The organism is Sandarakinorhabdus sp., assembly GCF_040398665.1.
In the GTDB taxonomy this organism is placed as follows: domain Bacteria; phylum Pseudomonadota; class Alphaproteobacteria; order Sphingomonadales; family Sphingomonadaceae; genus Sandarakinorhabdus.
The window spans coordinates 144,184-164,991 of the sequence record NZ_JBBATQ010000007.1; the positions used below are offsets into that span (position 1 = coordinate 144,184).

At 65.6% G+C, this 20,808-nt stretch carries 20 protein-coding genes; 15 read left to right on the forward strand and 5 right to left on the reverse strand.

All coding sequences use genetic code 11. The features are described 5' to 3' along the window. Positions 1 to 57: 57 nt before the first annotated feature. Positions 58 to 246, reverse strand: coding sequence for a CsbD family protein (locus ABWP22_RS10815; protein WP_353199980.1), 189 nt, complete (start codon positions 244 to 246; stop codon positions 58 to 60). A 424-nt stretch (positions 247 to 670) separates the two neighbouring features. Here ABWP22_RS10815 and ABWP22_RS10820 point away from each other — a divergent pair, with 424 nt between their 5' ends. Beyond that, positions 671 to 1,456 (forward strand): transglutaminase-like domain-containing protein, encoded by a 786-nt coding sequence (locus tag ABWP22_RS10820; RefSeq protein ID WP_353199981.1) that lies wholly within the window; start codon positions 671 to 673, stop codon positions 1,454 to 1,456. On the opposite strand, the gene ABWP22_RS10825 is transcribed toward ABWP22_RS10820, so the two are convergent. From ABWP22_RS10825 to ligK, 3 genes are read right to left on the reverse strand one after another with little or no spacing between them, the layout of a single operon-like run. Beyond that, positions 1,457 to 2,353, reverse strand: coding sequence for an amidohydrolase family protein (locus ABWP22_RS10825; RefSeq protein ID WP_353199982.1), 897 nt, complete (start codon positions 2,351 to 2,353; stop codon positions 1,457 to 1,459). Then, the gene (locus ABWP22_RS10830; protein ID WP_353199983.1) at positions 2,350 to 3,420 is read right to left on the reverse strand and encodes a 4-oxalomesaconate tautomerase; all 1,071 of its coding nucleotides are present in this window, start codon (positions 3,418 to 3,420) and stop codon (positions 2,350 to 2,352) included. The genes ABWP22_RS10825 and ABWP22_RS10830 overlap by 4 nt, the downstream gene beginning before the upstream one ends. Continuing rightward, entirely contained in the window at positions 3,413 to 4,087 is a 675-nt protein-coding gene (gene ligK, locus ABWP22_RS10835; protein ID WP_353199984.1) for a 4-carboxy-4-hydroxy-2-oxoadipate aldolase/oxaloacetate decarboxylase, read from the reverse strand. The genes ABWP22_RS10830 and ligK overlap by 8 nt, the downstream gene beginning before the upstream one ends. 99 nt (positions 4,088 to 4,186) lie before the next feature. Between ligK and ABWP22_RS10840 the strand changes: the two genes are divergently transcribed. The 9 genes from ABWP22_RS10840 to ABWP22_RS10880 all read left to right on the forward strand — a co-directional run bounded on the left by ABWP22_RS10840 (position 4,187) and on the right by ABWP22_RS10880 (position 12,452). Continuing rightward, positions 4,187 to 5,365: a LysR family transcriptional regulator gene (locus tag ABWP22_RS10840; RefSeq protein WP_353199985.1), complete on the forward strand. Its 1,179-nt coding sequence runs from the start codon at positions 4,187 to 4,189 to the stop codon at positions 5,363 to 5,365. A gap of 75 nt (positions 5,366 to 5,440) precedes the next feature. Then, positions 5,441 to 6,349, forward strand: coding sequence for an NAD(P)-dependent oxidoreductase (locus ABWP22_RS10845; protein ID WP_353199986.1), 909 nt, complete (start codon positions 5,441 to 5,443; stop codon positions 6,347 to 6,349). Then, positions 6,346 to 7,380, forward strand: a complete 1,035-nt coding sequence (locus tag ABWP22_RS10850; RefSeq protein WP_353199987.1) for an amidohydrolase family protein — start codon at positions 6,346 to 6,348, stop codon at positions 7,378 to 7,380. Before ABWP22_RS10845 ends, ABWP22_RS10850 begins: the two co-directional genes overlap by 4 nt. Next, the gene (locus tag ABWP22_RS10855; protein ID WP_353199988.1) at positions 7,377 to 7,691 is read left to right on the forward strand and encodes a class III extradiol ring-cleavage dioxygenase family protein; all 315 of its coding nucleotides are present in this window, start codon (positions 7,377 to 7,379) and stop codon (positions 7,689 to 7,691) included. The genes ABWP22_RS10850 and ABWP22_RS10855 overlap by 4 nt, the downstream gene beginning before the upstream one ends. Continuing rightward, the gene (locus ABWP22_RS10860) at positions 7,688 to 8,644 is read left to right on the forward strand and encodes a Gfo/Idh/MocA family oxidoreductase (RefSeq protein ID WP_353199989.1); all 957 of its coding nucleotides are present in this window, start codon (positions 7,688 to 7,690) and stop codon (positions 8,642 to 8,644) included. The genes ABWP22_RS10855 and ABWP22_RS10860 overlap by 4 nt, the downstream gene beginning before the upstream one ends. Positions 8,645 to 8,777: 133 nt before the next feature. Beyond that, a complete protein-coding gene (locus ABWP22_RS10865; RefSeq protein ID WP_353199990.1) occupies positions 8,778 to 9,449 on the forward strand; it encodes a TetR/AcrR family transcriptional regulator in 672 nt (223 codons plus the stop codon). 201 nt (positions 9,450 to 9,650) lie between these two features. Next, a complete protein-coding gene (locus tag ABWP22_RS10870) occupies positions 9,651 to 10,595 on the forward strand; it encodes an alpha/beta hydrolase fold domain-containing protein (protein WP_353199991.1) in 945 nt (314 codons plus the stop codon). Further along, complete coding sequence (locus ABWP22_RS10875; protein WP_353199992.1) at positions 10,592 to 12,172, forward strand: carboxylesterase/lipase family protein; 1,581 nt, start codon at positions 10,592 to 10,594, stop codon at positions 12,170 to 12,172. Before ABWP22_RS10870 ends, ABWP22_RS10875 begins: the two co-directional genes overlap by 4 nt. After that, entirely contained in the window at positions 12,165 to 12,452 is a 288-nt protein-coding gene (locus tag ABWP22_RS10880; RefSeq protein ID WP_353199993.1) for a c-type cytochrome, read from the forward strand. The genes ABWP22_RS10875 and ABWP22_RS10880 overlap by 8 nt, the downstream gene beginning before the upstream one ends. Positions 12,453 to 12,548: 96 nt before the next feature. On the opposite strand, the gene ABWP22_RS10885 is transcribed toward ABWP22_RS10880, so the two are convergent. Further along, on the reverse strand, positions 12,549 to 14,516 hold the full coding sequence (locus tag ABWP22_RS10885) for a pyrroloquinoline quinone-dependent dehydrogenase (protein ID WP_353199994.1): 1,968 nt from the start codon (positions 14,514 to 14,516) through the stop codon (positions 12,549 to 12,551). Between the two features lie 136 nt (positions 14,517 to 14,652). Here ABWP22_RS10885 and ABWP22_RS10890 point away from each other — a divergent pair, with 136 nt between their 5' ends. The 5 genes from ABWP22_RS10890 to ABWP22_RS10910 form a co-directional block, all read left to right on the forward strand. Next, positions 14,653 to 15,102: a type II 3-dehydroquinate dehydratase gene (locus tag ABWP22_RS10890; protein WP_353199995.1), complete on the forward strand. Its 450-nt coding sequence runs from the start codon at positions 14,653 to 14,655 to the stop codon at positions 15,100 to 15,102. Next, positions 15,102 to 16,367, forward strand: a complete 1,266-nt coding sequence (locus ABWP22_RS10895) for an MFS transporter (RefSeq protein ID WP_353199996.1) — start codon at positions 15,102 to 15,104, stop codon at positions 16,365 to 16,367. Before ABWP22_RS10890 ends, ABWP22_RS10895 begins: the two co-directional genes overlap by 1 nt. A 100-nt stretch (positions 16,368 to 16,467) precedes the next feature. Continuing rightward, positions 16,468 to 19,458: a TonB-dependent receptor domain-containing protein gene (locus ABWP22_RS10900; protein ID WP_353199997.1), complete on the forward strand. Its 2,991-nt coding sequence runs from the start codon at positions 16,468 to 16,470 to the stop codon at positions 19,456 to 19,458. A 28-nt stretch (positions 19,459 to 19,486) separates the two neighbouring features. Beyond that, complete coding sequence (locus tag ABWP22_RS10905; RefSeq protein WP_353199998.1) at positions 19,487 to 20,383, forward strand: shikimate dehydrogenase; 897 nt, start codon at positions 19,487 to 19,489, stop codon at positions 20,381 to 20,383. A gap of 14 nt (positions 20,384 to 20,397) precedes the next feature. Then, the coding region (locus ABWP22_RS10910; RefSeq protein ID WP_353199999.1) for a TIM barrel protein at positions 20,398 to 20,808 on the forward strand (411 nt) is incomplete at its 3' end.

Below are 20,808 nucleotides of genomic sequence, written 5' to 3' on the forward strand. Positions count from 1 at the left end.
ACATCTTGCCGGACGGGCCGGGCAATTTCAGCCAGGCCCGCATCGACAATCGGCAAATCAATCGTCCAGCGCGTGCTTGACCTTGTCGCTGGCCTTGCCGATCGCGCTCTGGATCTTGCCTTCGGTCTTTTCGACCTTGCCTTCGATTTCAAGGCCCTTGTCGTCAAACAATTTGCCTGTGGCTTCCTTGACACGGCCGGCAACCTGCTTGCCCGCGCCTTCGAAGCGGTTCTTGTCAATACTCATGCTGGTTCTCCTGGATGGGGCCGCACTTTTGGGGGCAGTACGGTGCTGCTCCGGCCAAAGGTCTGGATCGGGACCCGCTGGAAATGGCCGGAGCAACATTCCCTCATTAGCCGTCATGAGTATTGCCCGGCAGCTTCGGCTTCTACGCAGGCCTTTGGCCATGGCCCTGCCAGCCCAGGCCGCAGGCCAACGTGGATTCCGAACCTCGCCCCGGGCTGCGCCAGACTGGATATGCGTGAATGAAGCAGGTTGGCTTGGTTCGAAGCGTCGGGAGTGAAGCGTTGCAAAATCGAAGCGATCGGCTGTCATCGGCAACACGCGGATCCTGCGCCAAGCGGCTGACCATGGCAGAGCCCACCCCATGCTGATCCGCTGCGGCTACCAGATCGCCATAAGCTGCGCTCAGCCAACACCGCTGATATTGATGATGACGCCGCGTGATGATCAGGATCGCGCCCGCGTGCAGGTGGAAATGCGCCGTAACAGTTCCGCCGCGGCCGCCACTTTCTACACCGATGGCTTCGGTAACCGCTGCCAACGCTTGCTGGCGCCCGCCGGCCCATTGGTGCTGGAAGGTGATGCGATCGTGGCTTGCGAAGACCCCATCGATCCCAGCCATCCTTTTGCCGCCGAAGTGCCGGTCGCGCAATTGCCGGCCGATACACTCATCCACCTGATGGGCAGCCGCTACTGCGAAACCGATCGGCTCAGCCAGTTCGCGTGGGATCGGTTCGGTGCCGTCCCACCGGGCTGGAACCGGGTGCAGGCCGTGGTCGATTTCGTCCACAGCCACATCAGCTTTGATTACGGCACTGCCAGTGCCACCCGCACCGCGCTGGAAACCCTGGAAAACCGGGTTGGCGTGTGCCGCGATTATGCGCATCTCGCCATCGCGCTTTGCCGCTGTCTCAACATCCCGGCGCGTTATGTGAACGGTCATCTGGGCGACATCGGCGTGCCGCTGGCTGACCCGATGGATTTCAGCGCCTGGATGGAGGTCTATCTGGCCGGTGGCTGGTTCACGTTCGATCCGCGCAACAACATGCGCCGCATCGGCCGCATCGTGATCGCGCGCGGCCGGGATGCCGCCGACGTGCCGCTCATCAACAGCTTCGGGCCGCACATGCTGCAGCGCTTCCTGGTGTGGACCTATGACGTGACCGGCGACATGCCGGTGCACTGGCAGCCGATCGACCCGCCCCGCCCCTGATCAGCCCAGCTCTTCCGGCCAATAGAGCCGCATCGGATTGTCGACGAGCAGCGCCTGTTGCAGGGCCGCCGACGGCGCGATGCGCGGGATCATGTCGATCAACGCGCCATCGTCGGGGATTTCGGTGTCCATGTTGGGATGGGGCCAATCGGTGCCCCACAGGCAGCGATTGGGATAATCTGCGACCAGCGGCGCCACGGCATCGGCAAAGGCCTGCCACGGCGCGCCGGCGCCGCCGTCCTTGATGGCATCCAGCCGGTCCGGGCAGGTCGCCTTGAACCAGATATCAGGCCGTGTGTTCAGCAGGGCGCGAAAGGCCTGCATGTCAGGCCCACCAGGCCCCTGGCGCACATCCGGGCGGCCCATGTGATCGACGACAATCGGCACCGGCAGCGCATCCAGGAACGGCCGCAATTCGGCGAGGATATCGGCTTCGAAGTAAACCACCACATGCCAGCCCAGCCGCACGATGCGCTGCGCCACCGCAAGGAATTTGTCCTTCGGCGCATCATCGACCAGCCGCTTGAGAAAATTGAAGCGGATGCCGCGAATGCCGCCGGCATGCAGGGCATCCAGTTCGGCATCGCCAATATCGGGATCGACCACCGCCACGCCGCGCGCCCGCCCGCCCGATGCGGCGATGGCATGCACGGTGGCGCGATTGTCGGTGCCATGGCAACTGGCCTGCACGATCACGTTGCGCGCCAGCCCCAGCCGATCACGCAGTGCAAACAGCTGATCCGGCCCGGCATCCTCGGGCAGATATTTGGCCTTCGGGCTGAACGGGAATTGCGCCATCGGGCCAAAAACATGGCAATGCGCGTCGATCGCGCCCGGCGGCGGCACAAAACGAGGGCTCGATGGCGTGTCGGTCCAGCTCTTGATCCGTGCGGTCATGCGAACACCACTCCGTCCATCAATTTGCGCGCCGTGCGCAGCATGCCGGCGCCGATCACGTCGCCCGCATCATCCAGCGACACCACGCATTCGGTGACCCCGGTGGGATGCTCGATCACGATCGTCTTGTTCGGGCCATCGGGCAGCGCGGCAACCATGGCAGCGGCCGGGCTGCCGGGCAGCAGCGCGGCGGTGGCCACGCTGACCGCGCCAAGCACGCCGATGCTGGCGTGGCAGCGATGCGGGATGAAGCTGCGCACCGCCATATGCCCAGCGCCGGCCGGCGGCGCCACCAGCATCATCTTCGGGACGGATTTTTCGGCCACATCACCGAGGTTCATCAGCGGCCCGGCTGCCAACCTTATGCCCTCCAGCCTGGCCTTGAGCACAGTATCGGCATCGAGCGTCTCGCGGCTTTCATGGCCGGTGATGCCAAGGTCCGCCGCGGCGATCACCACGCATGGCATGCCATTGTCGATCAAGGTAACGGCCACGCCACCCACATCCTCCACCACGCGCCCCGTCGGCAGCAGCGCGCCGCAGCTTGAGCCGGCCGTGTCGCGGAACAACAACGGGATCGCAGCCGCCGTACCCGGCACGCCATCGATGGCGGCGTCACCAGCATAGCAGACATGCCCGCCCGGCGTCGCGACCTCGGCCACCGCGACCTGGCCCGTGTTCTCCATCCAGATCGTCACCGGCGTGATATCGCCGTGCGGCGCGACCAGCCCACGTTCGATGGCGAACGGACCGACGCCGGCCAGGATATTCCCGCAATTCTGCGCATCGGTAACGATGGCCTGATCAACGAACACTTGCAGGAACAGATAATCGACATCGACGCCGGGCCGGGCCGAACGCTGCACCACCGCGACCTTGGAGGTAAGCGGATCGGCACCGCCCATGCCGTCGATCTGACGCGAATCGGGTGATCCCATCACCCGCAGCAGCAACGCATCGCGCGCCGCCACATCGGCGGGCAGATCACCGCTGAGGAAATAGCCGCCTTTCGAAGTGCCCCCGCGCATCCACATGCACCGAACAGCATTGGTCACGCCATCAGACATATTTGAGACCCAATGCGGCGAGCTTCTCGCGCATGCCATAGATATCGAGGCCAAGCTCGCCAGCCGCCAGCCGCGCGCGTTTGCCGGTTTCGGCAGCTTCGCGTGCCTGCGCCGCGGCCAGCACGGCATCGGCGGTGGCACGCGACACCACGCACACGCCATCATCATCGGCGACGATCACATCGCCGGGATGCACCAGCGCCCCGGCGCAGACGATCGGCACATTCACGCTGCCCAGCGTCGCCTTGATGGTGCCCTGCGCGAACACCGCGCGCGACCACACCGGAAAGCCCATCGCCTGCAAGTCGCGCACGTCGCGCACGCCGGCATCGATCACTAGCCCCCGGCAGCCACGCACCTGCGCCGACGTGGCGAGCAGATCACCGAAATAGCCATCCTCGCATGGTGACGTCGGCGCCAGCACCAGAATGTCGCCGGCCTGCAATTGTTCGATGGCGACATGGATCATCCAGTTGTCGCCCGGCGGCGCCGAGATGGTGACGGCGCTGCCGGCAATGCGCGCGCCGGCATAAATCGGGCGGATGCGCGGGGCGAGCAGCCCGATGCGCCCCTGCGCCTCGTGCACCGTGGCCACACCGGCCGCCGCCAGCCCGGCGATGGTGGCGGCATCGGCCCGGTCGATCTTCTGCACCACGATGCCTGCCATGCCCTGCTCCTGCCAATGTCAGCCTCCGCGCTGCCAAAGCCCCATGCTCCGGCAAAGACGGATTTGCACCAAGGCCATAAGCCATGGTTAAGTCTGGTGATGGAATTGCTGTTCGGCCTCAATCTGCGCCACCTGCGCGCCCTGCCCGTGGTGACGGCGCGCGGCGGCCTGAGCGCGGCGGCGGCGGCAATCGGCATCAGCCAGCCGGCGCTGGCGCAAGGCCTGGCCCAGTTGGAAGCGCGGCTGGCGGTGCGGCTGTTTGATCGACTGCCTGGCGGCATGGTGCCGACCCTGGCGGGCAGCGCGTTGATTGATCGCATCGTGGCGGCGGAGACGCGGCTGGCGGCCGGGTTGGTGCGCGCCAACCGCCGCGGCTTCAACCCGGTCAATCATCTCGGCATGGCGCAGTTGCGCGCCTTCATCGCGCTCGCCGAAGCCGGCAGCTATGCCGAAGCCGCCAGCCGCCTGGGCCTGTCGCAGCCGGCGCTGCACCGCGCCGTGGCCGAAACCGAGCGACTGGCCGGGCATGATCTGGTGGAACGGCGCGGGCGCGGCGTGGCGCTCACTGCGCCGGGCCGAGCGCTGGCGCGGCAATTCCGGCTGGCGGCGGCCGAATATCGGGCCGGCCTGGAAAGCCTGATGCCTGCCGATGGCCCGATCCGGCTGGTGATCGGCGCCATGCCCTTATCGCGCGCCCGGCTGTTGCCAGCCGCGCTGGCCGCGTTGCTGCCGGCGTGGCCGGGCATGCAGGCCGAGGTGATCGAAGGCGCCTGGGCCGATCTGGTCGAAAAGCTGCGCGATGGCGCCATCGATCTGATGATCGGTGCGCTGCGCGAACCGGCACCGGCCGATCTGGCGCAATTGCCGCTGATCCATGATCGGCTGGCGGTGATTGCCCGCGCCGGCCATCCGCTGGCGGCACAGGCTGGCACGCTGGCGGCGTTGGCGGATTATCCGTGGATCATTGGCCGCCCCGGATCGCCGCTGGCCGCGCAATGGCAGGCCTTGTTCGGCGCGCACCCGCCGGCCGCACCAGTTGCCTGCGGATCGGTGATGACCATCCGCGAACTGCTGATCGCCACCGATTGCCTGACCTTGCTGTCGCCCGATCAGGTCAAGGTCGAACTGGCGGCCGGATTGTTGACGGCGCTCGATCTGCCGTTGCCGTTGCCGCCCCGCCGCATCGGGGTGGTGCTGCGCGACGGCTGGCGGCCCAGCCCGGTGCAGCGCGATTTTCTGGCCCGCATTGCTCAGGTTGCAGTCATCACCACGACATAGCCACTTCCGTTTTTTGAATGACCGCTTGGGTAAACCGATTTGGCAGCCCCGCAGCACGGCGGGCATCGACACGCCATGGAACCCCCCATCGAACCCATCGTGCGCATGATCGGCTTTGGTGAGGCCGCGATGGCCTTTGCCGGTGATGAAGCCCGCGGCATCTGGGCCGTGAGCGCCTATGACAGCAAGACTGACGATCCCGGCGAATGGGCCCGCAAGCGCGCCGATTATGACCGCATGGATGTCGATGGCGCCGCCACGCTCGGCGATGCGCTGTCCGGTGGCCGGCTGATCCTGTCGCTGGTCACTGCCGGCCAGGCACTGGTCGCGGCCCGCCAGGCGGCGCGCGTGTTGATGCCGGGCGCACTCTATCTTGATATGAACAGTGTCGCGCCAGCCACCAAACAGGCCGCCGCCGCCGCGATCAGCACGGCCGGCGGCCATTATGCCGATGTGGCGGTGATGGCGCCGGTGCACCCGGCCCGCCGCGCCGTGCCGCTGCTGGTGTCCGGCCCTGCCGCGCACGCCGCCGCTGACGCGCTGGCGACGTTGGGGTTCACGGATGTGACGATCGTGGGCGATGCCGTCGGCCAGGCCAGCGCCATCAAGATGATCCGATCGGTGATGATCAAGGGGCTGGAGGCGCTGACCGCCGAATGTGCCGTCGCCGCAAGCCGCGCCGGCGTGCTGGATCAAGTATTGACCTCCCTGGGGCCGGCCGCGCCAGCGGATTTCGCCTATCGGCTGGAACGCATGACCAGCCACGGCCGCCGCCGCGCCGAGGAAATGGCCGAGGTTGCCGCCACCTTGGCAACGCTGGGCGTGCCGCCGGCCATGGCCAGCGCCACCCAGGGCTGGCAGCAGCTTCTGGGTGAAATCGACATCCCGGCCGTCACCGATGCGGCAGTTCGGCTTGCCGCCATCGATCAGGGCCTGGTCCAAGAAAACGCCATCCGGGCAGACAGTGGAAGAAACGCAGCATGACCCGAAAGCCATTGGTGATCGATTGCCACGGCCATTACACCACCGCACCGGTGGCGCATGATGCGTGGCGCGAGGCGCAGAAGGCCGCCTACAAGGCCGGCATCCCCAGCCCGGACTGCCCGGCCATAAGCGATGACGATATCCGCGAGACGATCGAGAAGAACCAGCTGCGGCTGATCCGCGAGCGCGGCGCCGACATGACGATCTTCTCGCCGCGGGCCAGTGCCATGGCCCCGCATGTCGGCGATCAGACGATGGCCGTGCCGTGGGCGCGCGCCTGCAATGATCTGATCGCGCGGGTGGTCGGCCTGTATCCCGATGTGTTCACCGGCGTGTGCATGTTGCCGCAATCGCCGGAGGCTGATCTTGCCTCCTCGATCGCCGAACTGCGGCGCTGCGTCGAACAGCTTGGCTTCATTGGCTGCAACCTCAATCCCGATCCGGGTGGCGGCCATTTCAAGCACCCGCCGCTCACCGATCCCTACTGGTTCCCGTTCTACGAAGTAATGTGTGAACTCGATGTGCCGGCGATGATCCATGTATCGGGCAGCTGCAATCCGGCCCTTCACGCCACCGGCGCCTATTATCTGGCGGCTGACACCATCGCCTTCATGCAACTGCTGGAAGGCGATCTGTTTGCGCGCTTTCCCACCTTGCGCTTCATCATCCCGCACGGCGGCGGCGCGGTGCCCTATCATTGGGGGCGGTTCCGCGGCCTGGCCGACATGCTGAAAAAGCCGGCGCTCGACACTCACCTGATGGACAATGTGTTCTTCGATACTTGCGTCTATCATCAGCCGGGCATCAACCTGCTGGCCGAAGTGATCAACACCAAGAACATCTTGTTCGGCAGCGAGATGGTCGGTGCCGTGCGCGGGATCGATCCGACGACAGGGCAGTATTTCGACGATACCAAACGCTATGTCGATGCCCTGCCGATCAGTGACAATGCACGCGCGGCAATTTTCGAAGGCAATGCCCGCCGCGTCTTCCCGCGCCTCGATTCGCAATTGAAGGCACGCGGCCTGTGAGCCAGGATATCCACGCTGATCCCGCCGGGCTCGAGGATATTCCCGGTACCTGCAGCCACACCGCTTACCACGCGGGCGCCGTGGCCAGCATCCCTGAGGATCGGGACATGCAGTTGTGGGGCACCAGCGGCTTGCGCCGCCAGTTGCAGGCTCCACGCGCCGGGCTGATCAACCAGGAATGGGACACGATGGCTTCGCCGGCAGCAACGACGCGTGGCGCAACGTTCCGCACATCGAAGTTCTGCACGAATCCGGCAGTGAAGGCATCGAATGCCACCGTCGGCCATATCCAATTGGAGCCTACCCCATGAGCCTGAAACCCGTTCGCGTCGCACTGGCCGGCGCCGGCGCCTTTGGCGAAAAGCATCTTGATGCGCTGCAACTGATCGAAGGTGTCAGCGTCACCTCGCTGGTTGGCCGCCAGTTGGAGCCGACACAGGCCATCGCCGCCCGATATGGGATCGGCCACGCCTGCACCAATCTGGCCGACACGCTGGCGCGCGATGATGTCGACGCGGTGATCCTGTGCACGCCTACCCAGATGCACGCGGCGCAGGCCTTGCAATGCATGGCATCGGGCCGTCACGTCGAAGTGGAAATTCCGCTCGCCGACAGCCTTGCCGATGCCGAGGCGGTGCTGGCGATGCAGCAGGAAACGGGCCTCGTCTGCATGGTCGGCCACACCCGCCGCTTCAACCCCAGCCACCAATGGGTGCACCATCGCATCACGGCCGGGGATTTCGCCATCCAGCAAATGGACGTGCAAACCTATTTCTTCCGCCGCCGCAACATGAACGCCAAGGGTGACCCGCGCAGCTGGACCGATCATCTTCTGTGGCACCACGCCGCCCACACCGTCGATCTGTTCGCCTGGCAGACCGGCGAGCCGATCGTGGCTGCCAATGTGCTGGCCGGGCCGCTGCACCCTGAACTGGGCATCGCCATGGACATGTCCATCCAGTTGAAATCGGCTGGCGGCGCCATCTGCACCCTGTCGCTCAGCTTCAACAACGAAGGGCCGCTTGGCACCTTCTTCCGTTACATCGGCACCACCGGCACCTATCTGGCGCGCTATGATGATCTGTTCACCGGCAAGGATGAGCGCATCGATGTGAGCGCGGTTGATGTGTCGATGAACGGCATCGAATTGCAGGACCGGGAATTCATCGCCGCCATTCGCGAAGGCCACGCGCCGAACGCCAGTGTTGCCCAGGTACTGCCCTGCTATCGGACGCTGCACGCGCTGGAACAGCAGCTCACATGATCACGCGCTGGGTGGCAGCCGCTCTCCGGCTGCCACCCCGGCCGAGATCGCGACGAAACGCGCGTGACGGACGCGAACAGCTGACCCTGGCGACACGCTTGCGCTGGCAAGCCAGAAGCCGCTAACTAAGGCCATGGCCGAACGACCGTCAAAACAGATCACCGAAGCCGACGCCCAAAAGGGGCGCAGCAACGATGCGGATGCGACGCGGGCCGATATCTTGCGCGTAGCCGCCACCGAATTTGCCGCCAAGGGCCTGGCCGGCGCGCGCATTGATGAAATCGCCGAACAGACCCGCAGTTCAAAGCGGATGATCTACTATTATTTCGGCAGCAAGGAAGAATTGTACCGCGCCGTGCTTGAGCAGAATTATGCCGGCATCCGCGAAGCCGAGGCCGACCGCCATTTCGAGGATCTGCCGGCATTGGTGGCCTTGCAGGCGCATGTCGAACACACGCTGGATTACCATATTCTCCATCCCGAATTCGTGCGCATGGTGATGAACGAGAATATCCACCGTGCCGAACATCTTGGCAGTGTCGACGGCATCCGCGACCGCAACAGCCGTGTGGTGGCATCGATGCAGGCGATCATCGACAAGGGCGTGGCCGAAGGCGTGTTCCGCACCGGGCTTGATGCGCTGGAACTGCATCTGCAAATCTCGTCGCTGTGCTTTTATGTCGTGTCGAACCGCCACACGATCAAGGTGATCTTTGGGGTGGACATGTCGGTAGCCGAAACCATCGCCCGCCGCCGCGCCGCCATCGTGGCAACGGTGCTGGCTGCCGTGCGACCGCCTTCCTGAACTGACCGCCTGAACTGGCCTGTCCCGCCAAAGGACGGGCCGCCGCCAACGCTTGCACCCGGCCGTTGCCAGGATTACGGACGAACCAGTTAATATAACAAACATGGGGAGGATTTGATGCGATCGTGGCTGATGTGTGCCCTGCTGGCCCTTGCCGGGGCGCCTCTGGCATCGGGGCAGGTTTCGGCCCAGCAGCCGAGTATGCCGCGCGATCTGGCTACGGCCGGCGCCGGCCCGGCGCTGGGCGATGCCATGCCCGATCGCGCCCTGACCTTTCCCGGTGGCATCACCGCGCTGGCCGATGTGCCCTTCTCCACGCCGGTCGGCTATCGCCCGGTCACGCTCGATCTCTATCACAAGCCCGGCGCTGGCCCGAAGCCGCTGATCATCTATGTCCACGGCGGCGGCTGGGTGGCCGGCAATACGCGGGCGGCCGGGGCCATCCAGGATTTCCCGGCGGCGCTGGCGAAACTGGCCGGCGAGGGCTTTGTGGTCGCCAGCCTGGAATATCGCCTGGCCGGTGAAGCCCCGCATCCGGCGCAATTGCAGGATGTGCGAGCGGCGATCCGCTTCCTGAAGGCCAATGCTGCGCGCTATGGCATCAATCCGCAGCGCATCGCCCTCTGGGGCGGCTCGGCGGGCGGGCATCTCGCGGCGCTCGCGGCCACCAGTTGCCAGGATACCAGCTCTGATCCTGCCACGCGCCCCGGCCAGCCGGCATTTCCGGCGGGCGATACCTGCGTGCAGGCCGCCGCCATCTGGTATGGCGTGTTCGATTTCGCGCCGATTTTGGCCCGTCAGGCCCAACCCGGTGCGCCAGCGGCGGAAAACCAGCTATTGCGCTGCACCCCCGCCACCTGCCCGCCCGATCGGGTCGCCAACGCCAGCCCGGCCACCTACTTCAGCCGGCAGAGCCCGCCGTTCCTGCTGATCCACGGCAACGATGATCGCACCGTGCCGGTTGAACAATCCCATCTGGCAGAAACCAAGCTGAAGGCCCTGGGCGTGCCGGTGAGCGCCATCTACATCCCGGCGGTCGATCACAGCTTCATCGGCCGCGACGCCGCCACCACCCATGCCGCGACCATGACGGCGGTGAACGCCACGTTCGATTTCTTCCACGCGCAGTTTGGAGGCCGCAAATGACTGGTCTGGCCCGGATCATCCTCGCCCTGTTGCTCGGCGCCTCACCGGCGGCTGCGCAGCAGGTGACCGTGGACAGCGGCACGATTGCCGGCACCACCATCGCCGGCGGCGTGAAGGCCTGGATGGGCGTGCCGTTCGCGGCGCCACCGGTGCGCGAACTGCGCTGGAAGCCGCCGCAGCCGGCGGCGCGCTGGGCCGGCACCCGCGCCGCCACGATGGCAGCGCCAATGTGCCCGCAGCCGGGTCGCGGCCGCACCATGAACCATTATTTCGGCAACGAAGCCGTTTCTGAAGATTGCCTCTATCTCAACGTCTGGACCCCGCCAGGCAGCCCGCCTGCCGGCAAGGCCTGGCCGGTGGTGGTGTGGATCTATGGCGGTGCCTTCAATGTCGGCTCCACATCGATGGCCAATTATTCCGGGGCGGAGCTGGCGAAGAAGGGCGTCGTGCAGGTCAACATTGCCTATCGTGTCGGGCCGTTGGGTTTTCTGGCCCATCCGGAGCTCACCCGCGAAGGCGGCGGCCACAGCGGCAATTACGGCCTGATGGACCAGATTGCCGGGCTGGAGTGGGTGAAGCGCAACATCGCGGCCTTTGGCGGCGATCCCGGCAATGTCACCATCGCCGGCCAATCGGCGGGATCGATGTCGGTGGCGATGTTGCAGATCTCGCCGCTGGCCAAGGGCCTGTTCCACCGGGTGGTGGGCATGAGCGGCAGCCCGTGGCGTCCGCGCGGCGGGGTCGGCCTGGCGGAAGCCGAACAACAGGGCCTGAATGTGCAGAAGGCGCTGGGCGCCGCCAATATCGAAGCCATGCGCGACCTGCCCAGCGACCGCATCCTGGCCGGCAGTGCCAGCGTCCAGCGCGATGCCACCATCATCGATGGCCGGGTGATCACCGGCGATGCTGCCGCCACCTTTGCAGCCGGCGGCCAGAGCAAGGTGCCGTTGCTGATCGGCTTCACCCGCGATGAAGGCAATGCCAACCTTGGCACCATCACCAGCAAGGCCGAATATGAAGCCGCGGTGCGCGCGCGTTTCGGCGCGCAGGCCGATGCGGTTCTGGCCGGCTATGCGCCGGCCAGCGATGCGGATCTAACCCGTGCCACCAACGATCTGCAGCGTGACATGAGCCTCGGCCAGCAGGTGATGCGCTGGGCGACAGCGCAGGCAAAATCTGGCGCGCCAGCCTATGTCTGGCTGTTCGCCCGCCGCCAGCCCTATGCCGATGGCATCAGCTTCGCCGATCATGACGCCGCCACGGCCGGCGCCTATCACACAGGCGATGTGCCATACTGGTTCCAGACGCTGGACAGTTTGAACCTGTTCCGCACCACGCGCAATTGGACGGCGGCCGACCGGGCCCTGGGCGAGCAGATGTCGGACATGCTGGTACGCTTTGCGCGCGGCGATGCCCCGGATGCCGCCTGGCCGGTGTTCGATCCCGCCAAGCCCAAGCTGATGTGGCTCGATCTGCAATCGAAACCCATCGACTGGCCGCGCGCCGCGCTGGTGAATGCGCTGAATCCCACCCCTGCACCGCTGCGTGCGCCGCAGGCGAACCGACCGCGTGATTAAGGCGCTGCTCGCCCTTCCCTTGCTCACCGCCGCAGCGATCAGCGTCGCGGCGGCGCAAGAGCCCGCGCCCGATCTGTCGTTGCTGCCGGCCGGGACGGGCCGCGAACGCGTCGGCGCAAAATGCGGCACCTGCCACGCGCTGGCGATCGTCGTCAGCCAACGGCGCGACCGCGGCGCCTGGGAACAGGCGATCGACCAGATGATCGGCCGCGGCGCCGAGATCAGCGACGCCGAATATGAGGCGATCGCGGCCTATCTCGGCACGAATTTCGCGCCATAGATTGGATTGCGAACAGGTTGACCCGTGCAACTCCCTCCCCCTTGCGGGGAGGAAGTTGAAGTGCTTCAATCAAAAAACGCGTTTCGCGCCGTAACCTCACTTCGGCAATGCGAACGCCATCACCACGTCGCTGGCCAACGGACTGTCCAGAAAACTGCCGCCGGTTGCGGTAATCGCCACATATTGCCGGCCATCCTTGCCACGATACGTCACCGGCGTGGCGTGGGCAGCGGCCGGCAGGCGATATTCCCATAACATCTTGCCGGTCGCGCTGTCGAAGGCGCGGAAGCGGCCGTCGTCGCTGGCGCCGATGAAGGTCAGGCCGCTGGCCGTGCTGATCGGGCCGCCGATGTTGGGCCGCCCGGTCAGTTGCTTGCCGGCCGGCAGTTCGTCGGTCAGGCCCAGCGGCACCGTCCAGGCGATCTTGCCGGTGCGCGTGTCGATGGCCGAAAGCTTGCCCCACGGCGGCTGCTGGCACATCAATTTGGTGCCGGGCAACTGGAAGCGCCCGCTCACCGGGCCGCGTTCGACCGGCAACGGGCCTTTCGATGGCACCAGCGCCGTCACCTGGCCCAGTTCCGACGTGTTGACGATGATATAGTTTCGATCGGCCGCAAAGGTGCCGCCGCCCCAGTTGGCGCCGCCCTGCAAGCCGGGGAAGCTGATGGTCACCTCGTTGAAGCCGACCGGCACATAGAGCCCGCCCGACACCATCTTGTTGGTGGTGATCCAGTCGGTGCATTTCTGCTTCAGTTCCGGTGTCACATCGGCGACGTCGGCCATGGTGAAGCTGGTGCGCGACAGCGGCAGCGTGACCTGCGGGATCGGCTGGGTCGCCGCGGTGACTTCGCCGGGCACATTGCTCTTCGGGAACGGCTTGTCCTTCACGGCAAAGATCGGTTTGCCGGTGGTGCGATCCAGGATGAACACCAGGCTGTTCTTCGACATGATCGCCACGGCAGGGATGGTCTTGCCGCCCTTCTTCACATCGAACAGCAAAGGCGGCGCCTGTAGATCATTGTCCCAGATGTCGTGGCGCACCACCTGATAATGCCACAGTCGCTTGCCGGTGGCGGCATCGGCCGCGACCAGGGTGGTGCTGTAGAGATTGTCGCCAGGCCGGTCGCCGCCGAAACGGTCAAAACTGGGCGCGGCAAACGGCATGTAGACAATGCCGCGCGCCGCATCGACAGTGAGGAAGCCCCAGACATTCGCGCCCGACCGCGCCGTGGCACCATCCGGACCCCACGTGTCGCGATAAGGTTCACCGACGCGCGGCACGCTGTGGAAGCTCCAGACCAGTTTCCCGGTGCGGGCATCCCAGGCGCGCACATCGCCAGCCGCGCCGCGCGGCGGAAATTCCTGCACGGCAGCGCCAGTGATCACCAGATTGTTCCAGACGATCGGCGGCGAGGTCATGCCATATTGGCGCACCGCCATGCCGTTCAGCACGTCCGGGGTCTTCATCTCGACCACACCGTTGATGCCGAACTCGGCCGACGGCTGGCCGGTGCGCGCCTCCAATGCAAACAGGCGACCATCGCGGGTGCCAAAGAACAGGCGCGCACCGACCGTGCCGTCCCCCGGCCAATATTCCACACCGCGCACGCTCGGCTGGCCGGGGCCAGGGATGGTCGCCGTCCAGAGCTCGCGGCCCGTATCCGGCTCCAGCGCCACCACCTTGCCATAGGGCGTGGTAGTATAGAGCACGCCATCGACAATCAGTGGGGTGGCCTGCGATCCGGCAAAGCGGCCGCGCTGCCGGGTGAAGGCGCCGCCTCCCGGAGGCGCACCGGAAGGAGGCCCCACGCCTTCGGCAGCACGCTGCACCACAGCGGTCGCGTCCGGTGCTGCATCAGCAGAGGCGGGGCGCATGTGATAGGTCCAGGCCGGCACCAGGCTGGCAACGTTGGCGGCGGTGATGTCGGTCAACGGCGAATGGCGCTGGCCGCCCTTGTCGCGGCCATAGGTTGGCCAATCACCGGCGGCAGGAGCGGCCGATTGCGCCACTGCCAGCGTGCTGATCAGGCCACAGGCTGCCGCACTCGCCACAAATCGTGCCATCTGGCGCATTGCCAACCCTTCCCCGCTTTTATATGTACCAGTTCGTACACAGCGGGCCGAAAGATCGCAACCCCTTGCCGCGGCCGCAGCGCTGGGCGACAGGGAAAGCGACAGCCGGCCTCTTGGGGATGATCAGATGACCGCAGCAATAGCAGCAATATATGTGTTGAACGGGCCCAATCTCAACCTGCTCGGCGAGCGGGAACCCGAGATTTATGGCCGCGACACGCTGGCCGATGTGGAGGCGCTGTGCCGCGCCGCAGCCGGCGACCTGCCGCTGATCTTCAAGCAGACCAACAACGAACATGAGATGGTGGAATGGGTGCAGGCCGCCCGGCGCGGCCAGATCGGCATCGCCATCAACCCGGCGGCCTTCACCTACGCCGCCTATCCGGTGCTCGATGCGTTGAAGATGGTCGATTGCCCGGTGATCGAAGTGCATATTTCCAACATCCACCGCCGCGAGGCGGAATGGCGCAGCAAATCGATCATGACGCAGGTGGTCACCGGCATCATTTCGGGCCTTGGCGTGGCCGGCTATGGCCTCGCCGTGCGTGAACTCGCGCGCCGCTGGGCACTGCGCTGATGACGGCGTCCGCCAGCCGGGTGCGGATGGGCATATTGGCGCTGATCAGTTGCGCCACCATGCTCAACTATCTCGATCGTTCGGTGCTGGGCGTCGCCAAACCGGCCTTGACCGCCGAGCTGGACATCAGCCCGGCGGTGATGGGCCTGATCTTCTCGGCCTTTTCCTGGACCTACGCCCTGGCGCAGGTGCCGGGCGGCTATGTGCTCGATCGCTTTGGCACGAAACTCACCTATGGCTTCTCGCTGGCCTTGTGGTCGATCGCCACCGCGCTGCACGGCTTTGCCAGCGGCGTTGCCGGCCTGCTGGCGTCGCGGCTGGCGCTGGGCCTGGCCGAATCGCCGTGCTTCCCGGCGAACAGCCGGGTGCTGGCGAGCTGGTTCCCGCAAGGCGAACGCGCGCGCGCCAACAGCGTCTATGCCGTTGGGCAATATGTCGGGCTGGGCCTGCTGATTCCAGTGCTCGGCTGGATCGTCGGCACCTGGGGCTGGCGATCGTTGTTCTGGCTGGTCGGCGGCATCGGCGTGGTCTTCGCCGGCATCTGGTTTTTGGCTTATCGCGAACCGCTGGACAGCAAGGCCAATGCAGCCGAACTCGATCATATCCGCGCCGGCGGCGGGCTTTCCACCGGCACCGCGCCGCCGTTCAGTTGGTCGATGCTCGGCCGGCTCATGCGCAAGCGCCAGGTGCTGGGCGCCTCCATCGGCCAGTTCTGCGGCAACTCCACCTTGGTGTTCTTCCTCACCTGGTTTCCCAGCTATCTGGCGGATGAACGCGGCATGGACTTCCTGAAATCCGGCTGGGCCGCCGCCCTGCCCTATCTGGCCGCAAGCGTCGGCGTTCTGGTCGGCGGGCAACTGTCGGACTGGCTGATTCGCCGCACCGGATCGGCCACACTGGGCCGCAAGCTGCCGATCATTGTCGGCTTGCTGCTCACCTCCACCATGGTCGCCGCCAATTTCACCGACAGCAACGATATGGTGATCGCCATCATGAGCCTCGCCTTCTTTGGCCAGGGCATGGTGAATCTGGGCTGGACGCTGATCACCGATGTGGCCCCAAAGGAGGCCGTGGGCGTCACCGGCGGCCTGTTCAGCCTGTGCGCCAATCTGGCCGGCATCGTCACGCCGCTGGTGATCGGCTTCACCGTCGATGCCACGGGCAGTTTCTATGCGGCGCTGGCCTATATCGCCGCTCTAGGGCTGGTCGGTGCGCTGGCCTATGTGGTTGTGGTCGGGCCGGTTGTGCGGGTCACGCTGGACTGACGCAACCCGGCTTCGGGGCGAACTTGACGCCTATCGCTCTTTTCGCCTATGCACGCACTAGTTGGTACATAAACAAGAAATCGATCCAGGGGAGAATATCATGGTGCTGTCTGCACGGCTGTTGCCGCATGTTTCCGTCTTGGCGCTGGCCATGGCCATTTCTGCAGCGCCGCTTGCCGCGCAGGTCGCTGGTGGCGATCAGGCCGCAGGCGCTGCTGCCGAGCCGGAAGAAGCCGCTGAAATCGTCGTCACCGGTTCCAGCCTGAAGGGCGTTGCGCCGGTCGGCTCCAACTTGATCAGCGTTACCGCTGAAGCCATTGAAAAGACCAACGCGCAGACGGTGCAGCAGATCCTGCGTTCGGTGCCGGCGGTGGTCGGCCTAGGTTCCGCGGGCCAGGGCTCGTTCAACTCGGCGTCGCAATCGGGCACCAACGCGCCGACCATCCACGGCCTTGGCGGCTCGGCCTCCAACTCCACGTTGAACATCATTGATGGCCACCGCATCCCGCTGTCGGGCGTCAACCACAGCCTGGGCGATCCGAACATGGTGCCGGTCACCATGATCGAGCGCGTCGAAGTGCTCGCCGAAGGTGCGTCGTCAATCTATGGCTCCGACGCAGTGGCCGGGGTCATCAACTTCATCACCCGCCGCAAGTTCGACGGCATCCAGACCTCGGGCCAACTGGGCTTCGGCGATGATTATCGCACCTATCAGGCCGGTTTCGTCGCCGGCACGAGTTGGGACAGTGGCTGGGTGACCATAGGCTATAATTTCTCCGACCGTTCGCGCCTGAAGACCGCCAGCCGGCCGTTCCTGGCCGCCGATCAGCGCCAGCGCGCCACCGATGCCGGGCTCGACCTCAGCACCGCCACCGCCCAGAATCGTGCCAATTTCGCCAGCTTCAACTGCGATCCGGCCTCGGTGCAGCCGGGCGGCACCACCAACATCTTCCGCAACACCGGCGGCAGCTATGGCAATCCGGTGTCCAACGCCCAGGCCAACGCGTTCTGCGACATCAACCAGATCGGTGATCAGTTGCCCGAAGAGCGCCGCCACAATGTGATGATGAAGGTTGAACAGAAGGTCGGTGACAAGCTGACCCTGGGCAGCGACATCCTCTATTCCAACCGCAAGAACAATCAGCAGGTGTCGCGCGGCCAGGGCGGCACCGGCGGCGGCGCCGTGCTCGCCACCGTGTTCGGCCCCGGCGCCTCGCCAACCGGCGGTGCGGGACAGATCAACCCCTTCTATGTCGCAATGCCAGGCCAGACCTCCACCAGCCAGCAAGTGCGTTTCTCCGGCGATCAGTTGCTTGGGCCGGGCGCCGAGATCAATTCGGGCGAAGAGCATTTCTTCGTCAACACCCGCGCCGAATATGAACTGAGCGAAAAGTGGGCCGTTTCCGCCCTCGCCCTGATCGGCACGTCGAGCAGCTTCGTGCGCGACACCGGCCGCCTCAATCAGTCGGCGGCGCTGCTGGCACTGAATGGCACCACCAACCAGGGTGGCAACCCGGCGACGATTTCGGTGCCGGCCACCGGTGTGATCGTCACGCAATTCCCGCTCACGGCCGCCAACGCGCTCGATGTGTGGAACGCCGGTTCGGCCAACCGCACGTCGTCGGCGGTGCGTGCGCGACTGACCGATACCACCACCTATCGCTTCACGCGGCAGGGCATCCAGAATTACCGGATGCAGGTTGCCGGTGAATTGTTCGATCTGCCCGGCGGTGCCGCACAGGTCGCCGTGGGCGGCGAATATATCGGCTATACCATCCGCCAGAATGCCGCCTTCCCCAACGGCACCGGCCCGGCTAGCAGCGGTTCGACAACGATCAATCTCGATTATCGCCGCAACGTGAAGGCGGCCTATGCCGAAGTGCTGTTGCCGTTCATCGGGCCGGAACAGGAAATTCCCGGCATCTACAAGCTGGACCTCAACCTGGCCGGCCGCGTCGATGATTATTCGGATTTCGGTTCGACCAGCAATCCCAAGATCGCGGTGAACTGGGAGCCGGTGCGCGGGATCCGCGTGCGCGGCAACTGGTCCAAGAGCTTCGTGGCCCCGGCGCTTACCAGCTTCGGCGCTGACGGCCGCGGCACCACCGCCGAAACCTCGGTGGCCGGCGGCCCGAGCAACCTGGCCGTGCCTTTGGCGGCCTATCCGGGCGTGAACACCATCCCCGGCGTGTCGTGCACAACCACCACCTGCACGATCGGCACGCCGACCATCCAGGGCCTGCAGATCAATGGCGGCAACAACGATCTGGTGGCGCAAAAGGGCACCAGCTGGGCGCTGGGCGTGGATTTCACCCCCAGCTTCGCGCCGGGCCTGCGCGTGTCCGCCACCTTCTGGAACAATGAATTCTCCGGTGGCGTGACGGCTCCGGTGTCGGGTTCGGCGGTGAACATCACCGGACTGCAATCGTTGCTGCGCGTCTTCCCGACCGGCGCCACCCCGGCGCAGATTGCGGAGATCGTCGGCAACCGGCCGCTGACCACCACCATTCCGGGCACTGTCCATTATGTTTATGACTTCCGGCAGCGCAACGTGCTCAACCTGAAGGTACAAGGCATCGATGCCGATGCGCGCTACAGCCACTCCATGGATTGGGGCAGCTTCAGCGTGGGTGCGGCGATGTCGCTGAAGACGAAGTTCGATCAGAACTTCGGCGGCGGCCCGACCTTTTCCGTGCTGGGTACCACCGGCTTCAACGGCACCTTCCCATCGATCAAGCTCGATCTGCGTGGCGATGTCGGCGTGAAGGTCGGCGATTTCGCCGCCGATCTGTTCATCAATCACACCGGCGGCTACAAGAACTTCAGCGGCAATGCCATCAATCCGGTGGTGTCGGTGGGCGGCGTGCCGACCGGTGCCGGCGGCGATCCGGTGAAGCCCTATACCACCTTCGATGCGCACCTTGCCTACACCTTGCCGGAAGGCTGGATGAAGGATGGCGAAGTCTTCATCGACGCGCAGAACCTGTTCAACGTCAAGCCGCCTTACTACAACAATGCGCAGGGCTATGACACGTTCGCGGGCAATCCGATCTTGCGGGTGGTCAGCATCGGCGTGCGGACCCGGTTCTGATAACGGCGGCGAGTGCGAGGCAAAAGGCGTGGACGGAATCGACAATGCAGGCAGGGCATCGGCAGACAATGCCGCCTTCCTGGTTGGGCTGATCGGCCGCGACATCGGTGCCTCGCGCTCGCCGTGGCTGCATGAGCGCGAAGCCAGCGCCCAAGGCTTGCGCATGCTCTATATGCTGTTCGACTTCGCCAGCCGCGGCTGGGGGGAGGCGCGGTTGCCGCAATTGCTGGCGGCGCTGGGCACGCTGGGCGCTGCCGGTTGCAACGTCACCTACCCCTACAAGCAGACGGTGCTTGGCCTGCTCGATGAGCTGTCACCGCAGGCCGCTGCGGTGGGCGCGGTCAACACCATCGTCTTCCGCGATGGCCGCACCACGGGCCACAACACCGATATCATCGGCTTTGGCGATGCGCTCGCCACTGGCCTGGGCGATCGGCCGTTCGGCCGCGTCGTTCAGGTCGGCGCCGGTGGCGCCGGCGCGGCCACGGCGCAGGCGCTGATGCTGCATGGTGTGGCGACGCTCAGCCTGTTCGACGCCGAGCAATCCCGTGCCGAAATGCTGGCCGATCGCTTGCGCCAGCAGTTCCCCGGCCGCGACATCCATGTGGGCGGCGATCTTTCCAAGGCGTTGGCAAATGCCGATGGCCTGGTGAACGCCACACCCATGGGCATGGTCAAATTGCCGGGCCTGCCGGTGCCGGCCGACGCGCTGGGGCCACATCTATGGGTGACTGATATCGTCTATTTCCCGTTGGAAACCGAACTGATCGTCCAGAGCCGCCGGCGCGGCTGCACAGTGATCAATGGCAGCGCCATGGCGGTCGGCCAGGCGGCGGCGGCGTTCAGCCTGTTCACCGGCCATGCCGCCGATCACCGGCGCATGCAGTCCAGCTTCACCTGCTTCGCGCCTGCGCAAAGCGGTTGAACCGGGCAGCGGCGATGCGGACCTCGATCGCCACCGTCTCGATCAGCGGCACCCTCGAACAGAAACTCGCGGCGGTGGCCGCCGCCGGCTTTGGCGGGGTCGAGATTTTCGAAACCGATCTGCTCACCTTCCCCGGCCGGCCGCGCGATGTGGCGCGGATCGCCGCCGATCTTGGCCTTGCCATCACCTTGTTCCAGCCGTTCCGCGATCTGGAGGGCCTGCCCGATGCCCAGCGCAGCCGCGCCTTTGAACGGCTGGAGCGCAAGTTCGACGTGATGGCCGAGCTGGCCGCGCCTTTGCTGCTGCTGTGCTCCAACTGCTCGCCGCTGGCCCTGCCGGATCGGCCGCGCATCATCGCCGATCTGTGGGAGGCCGGCGAGCGCGCCCAAGCGCGTGGTCTGCGGGTCGGTTATGAAGCGCTGGCC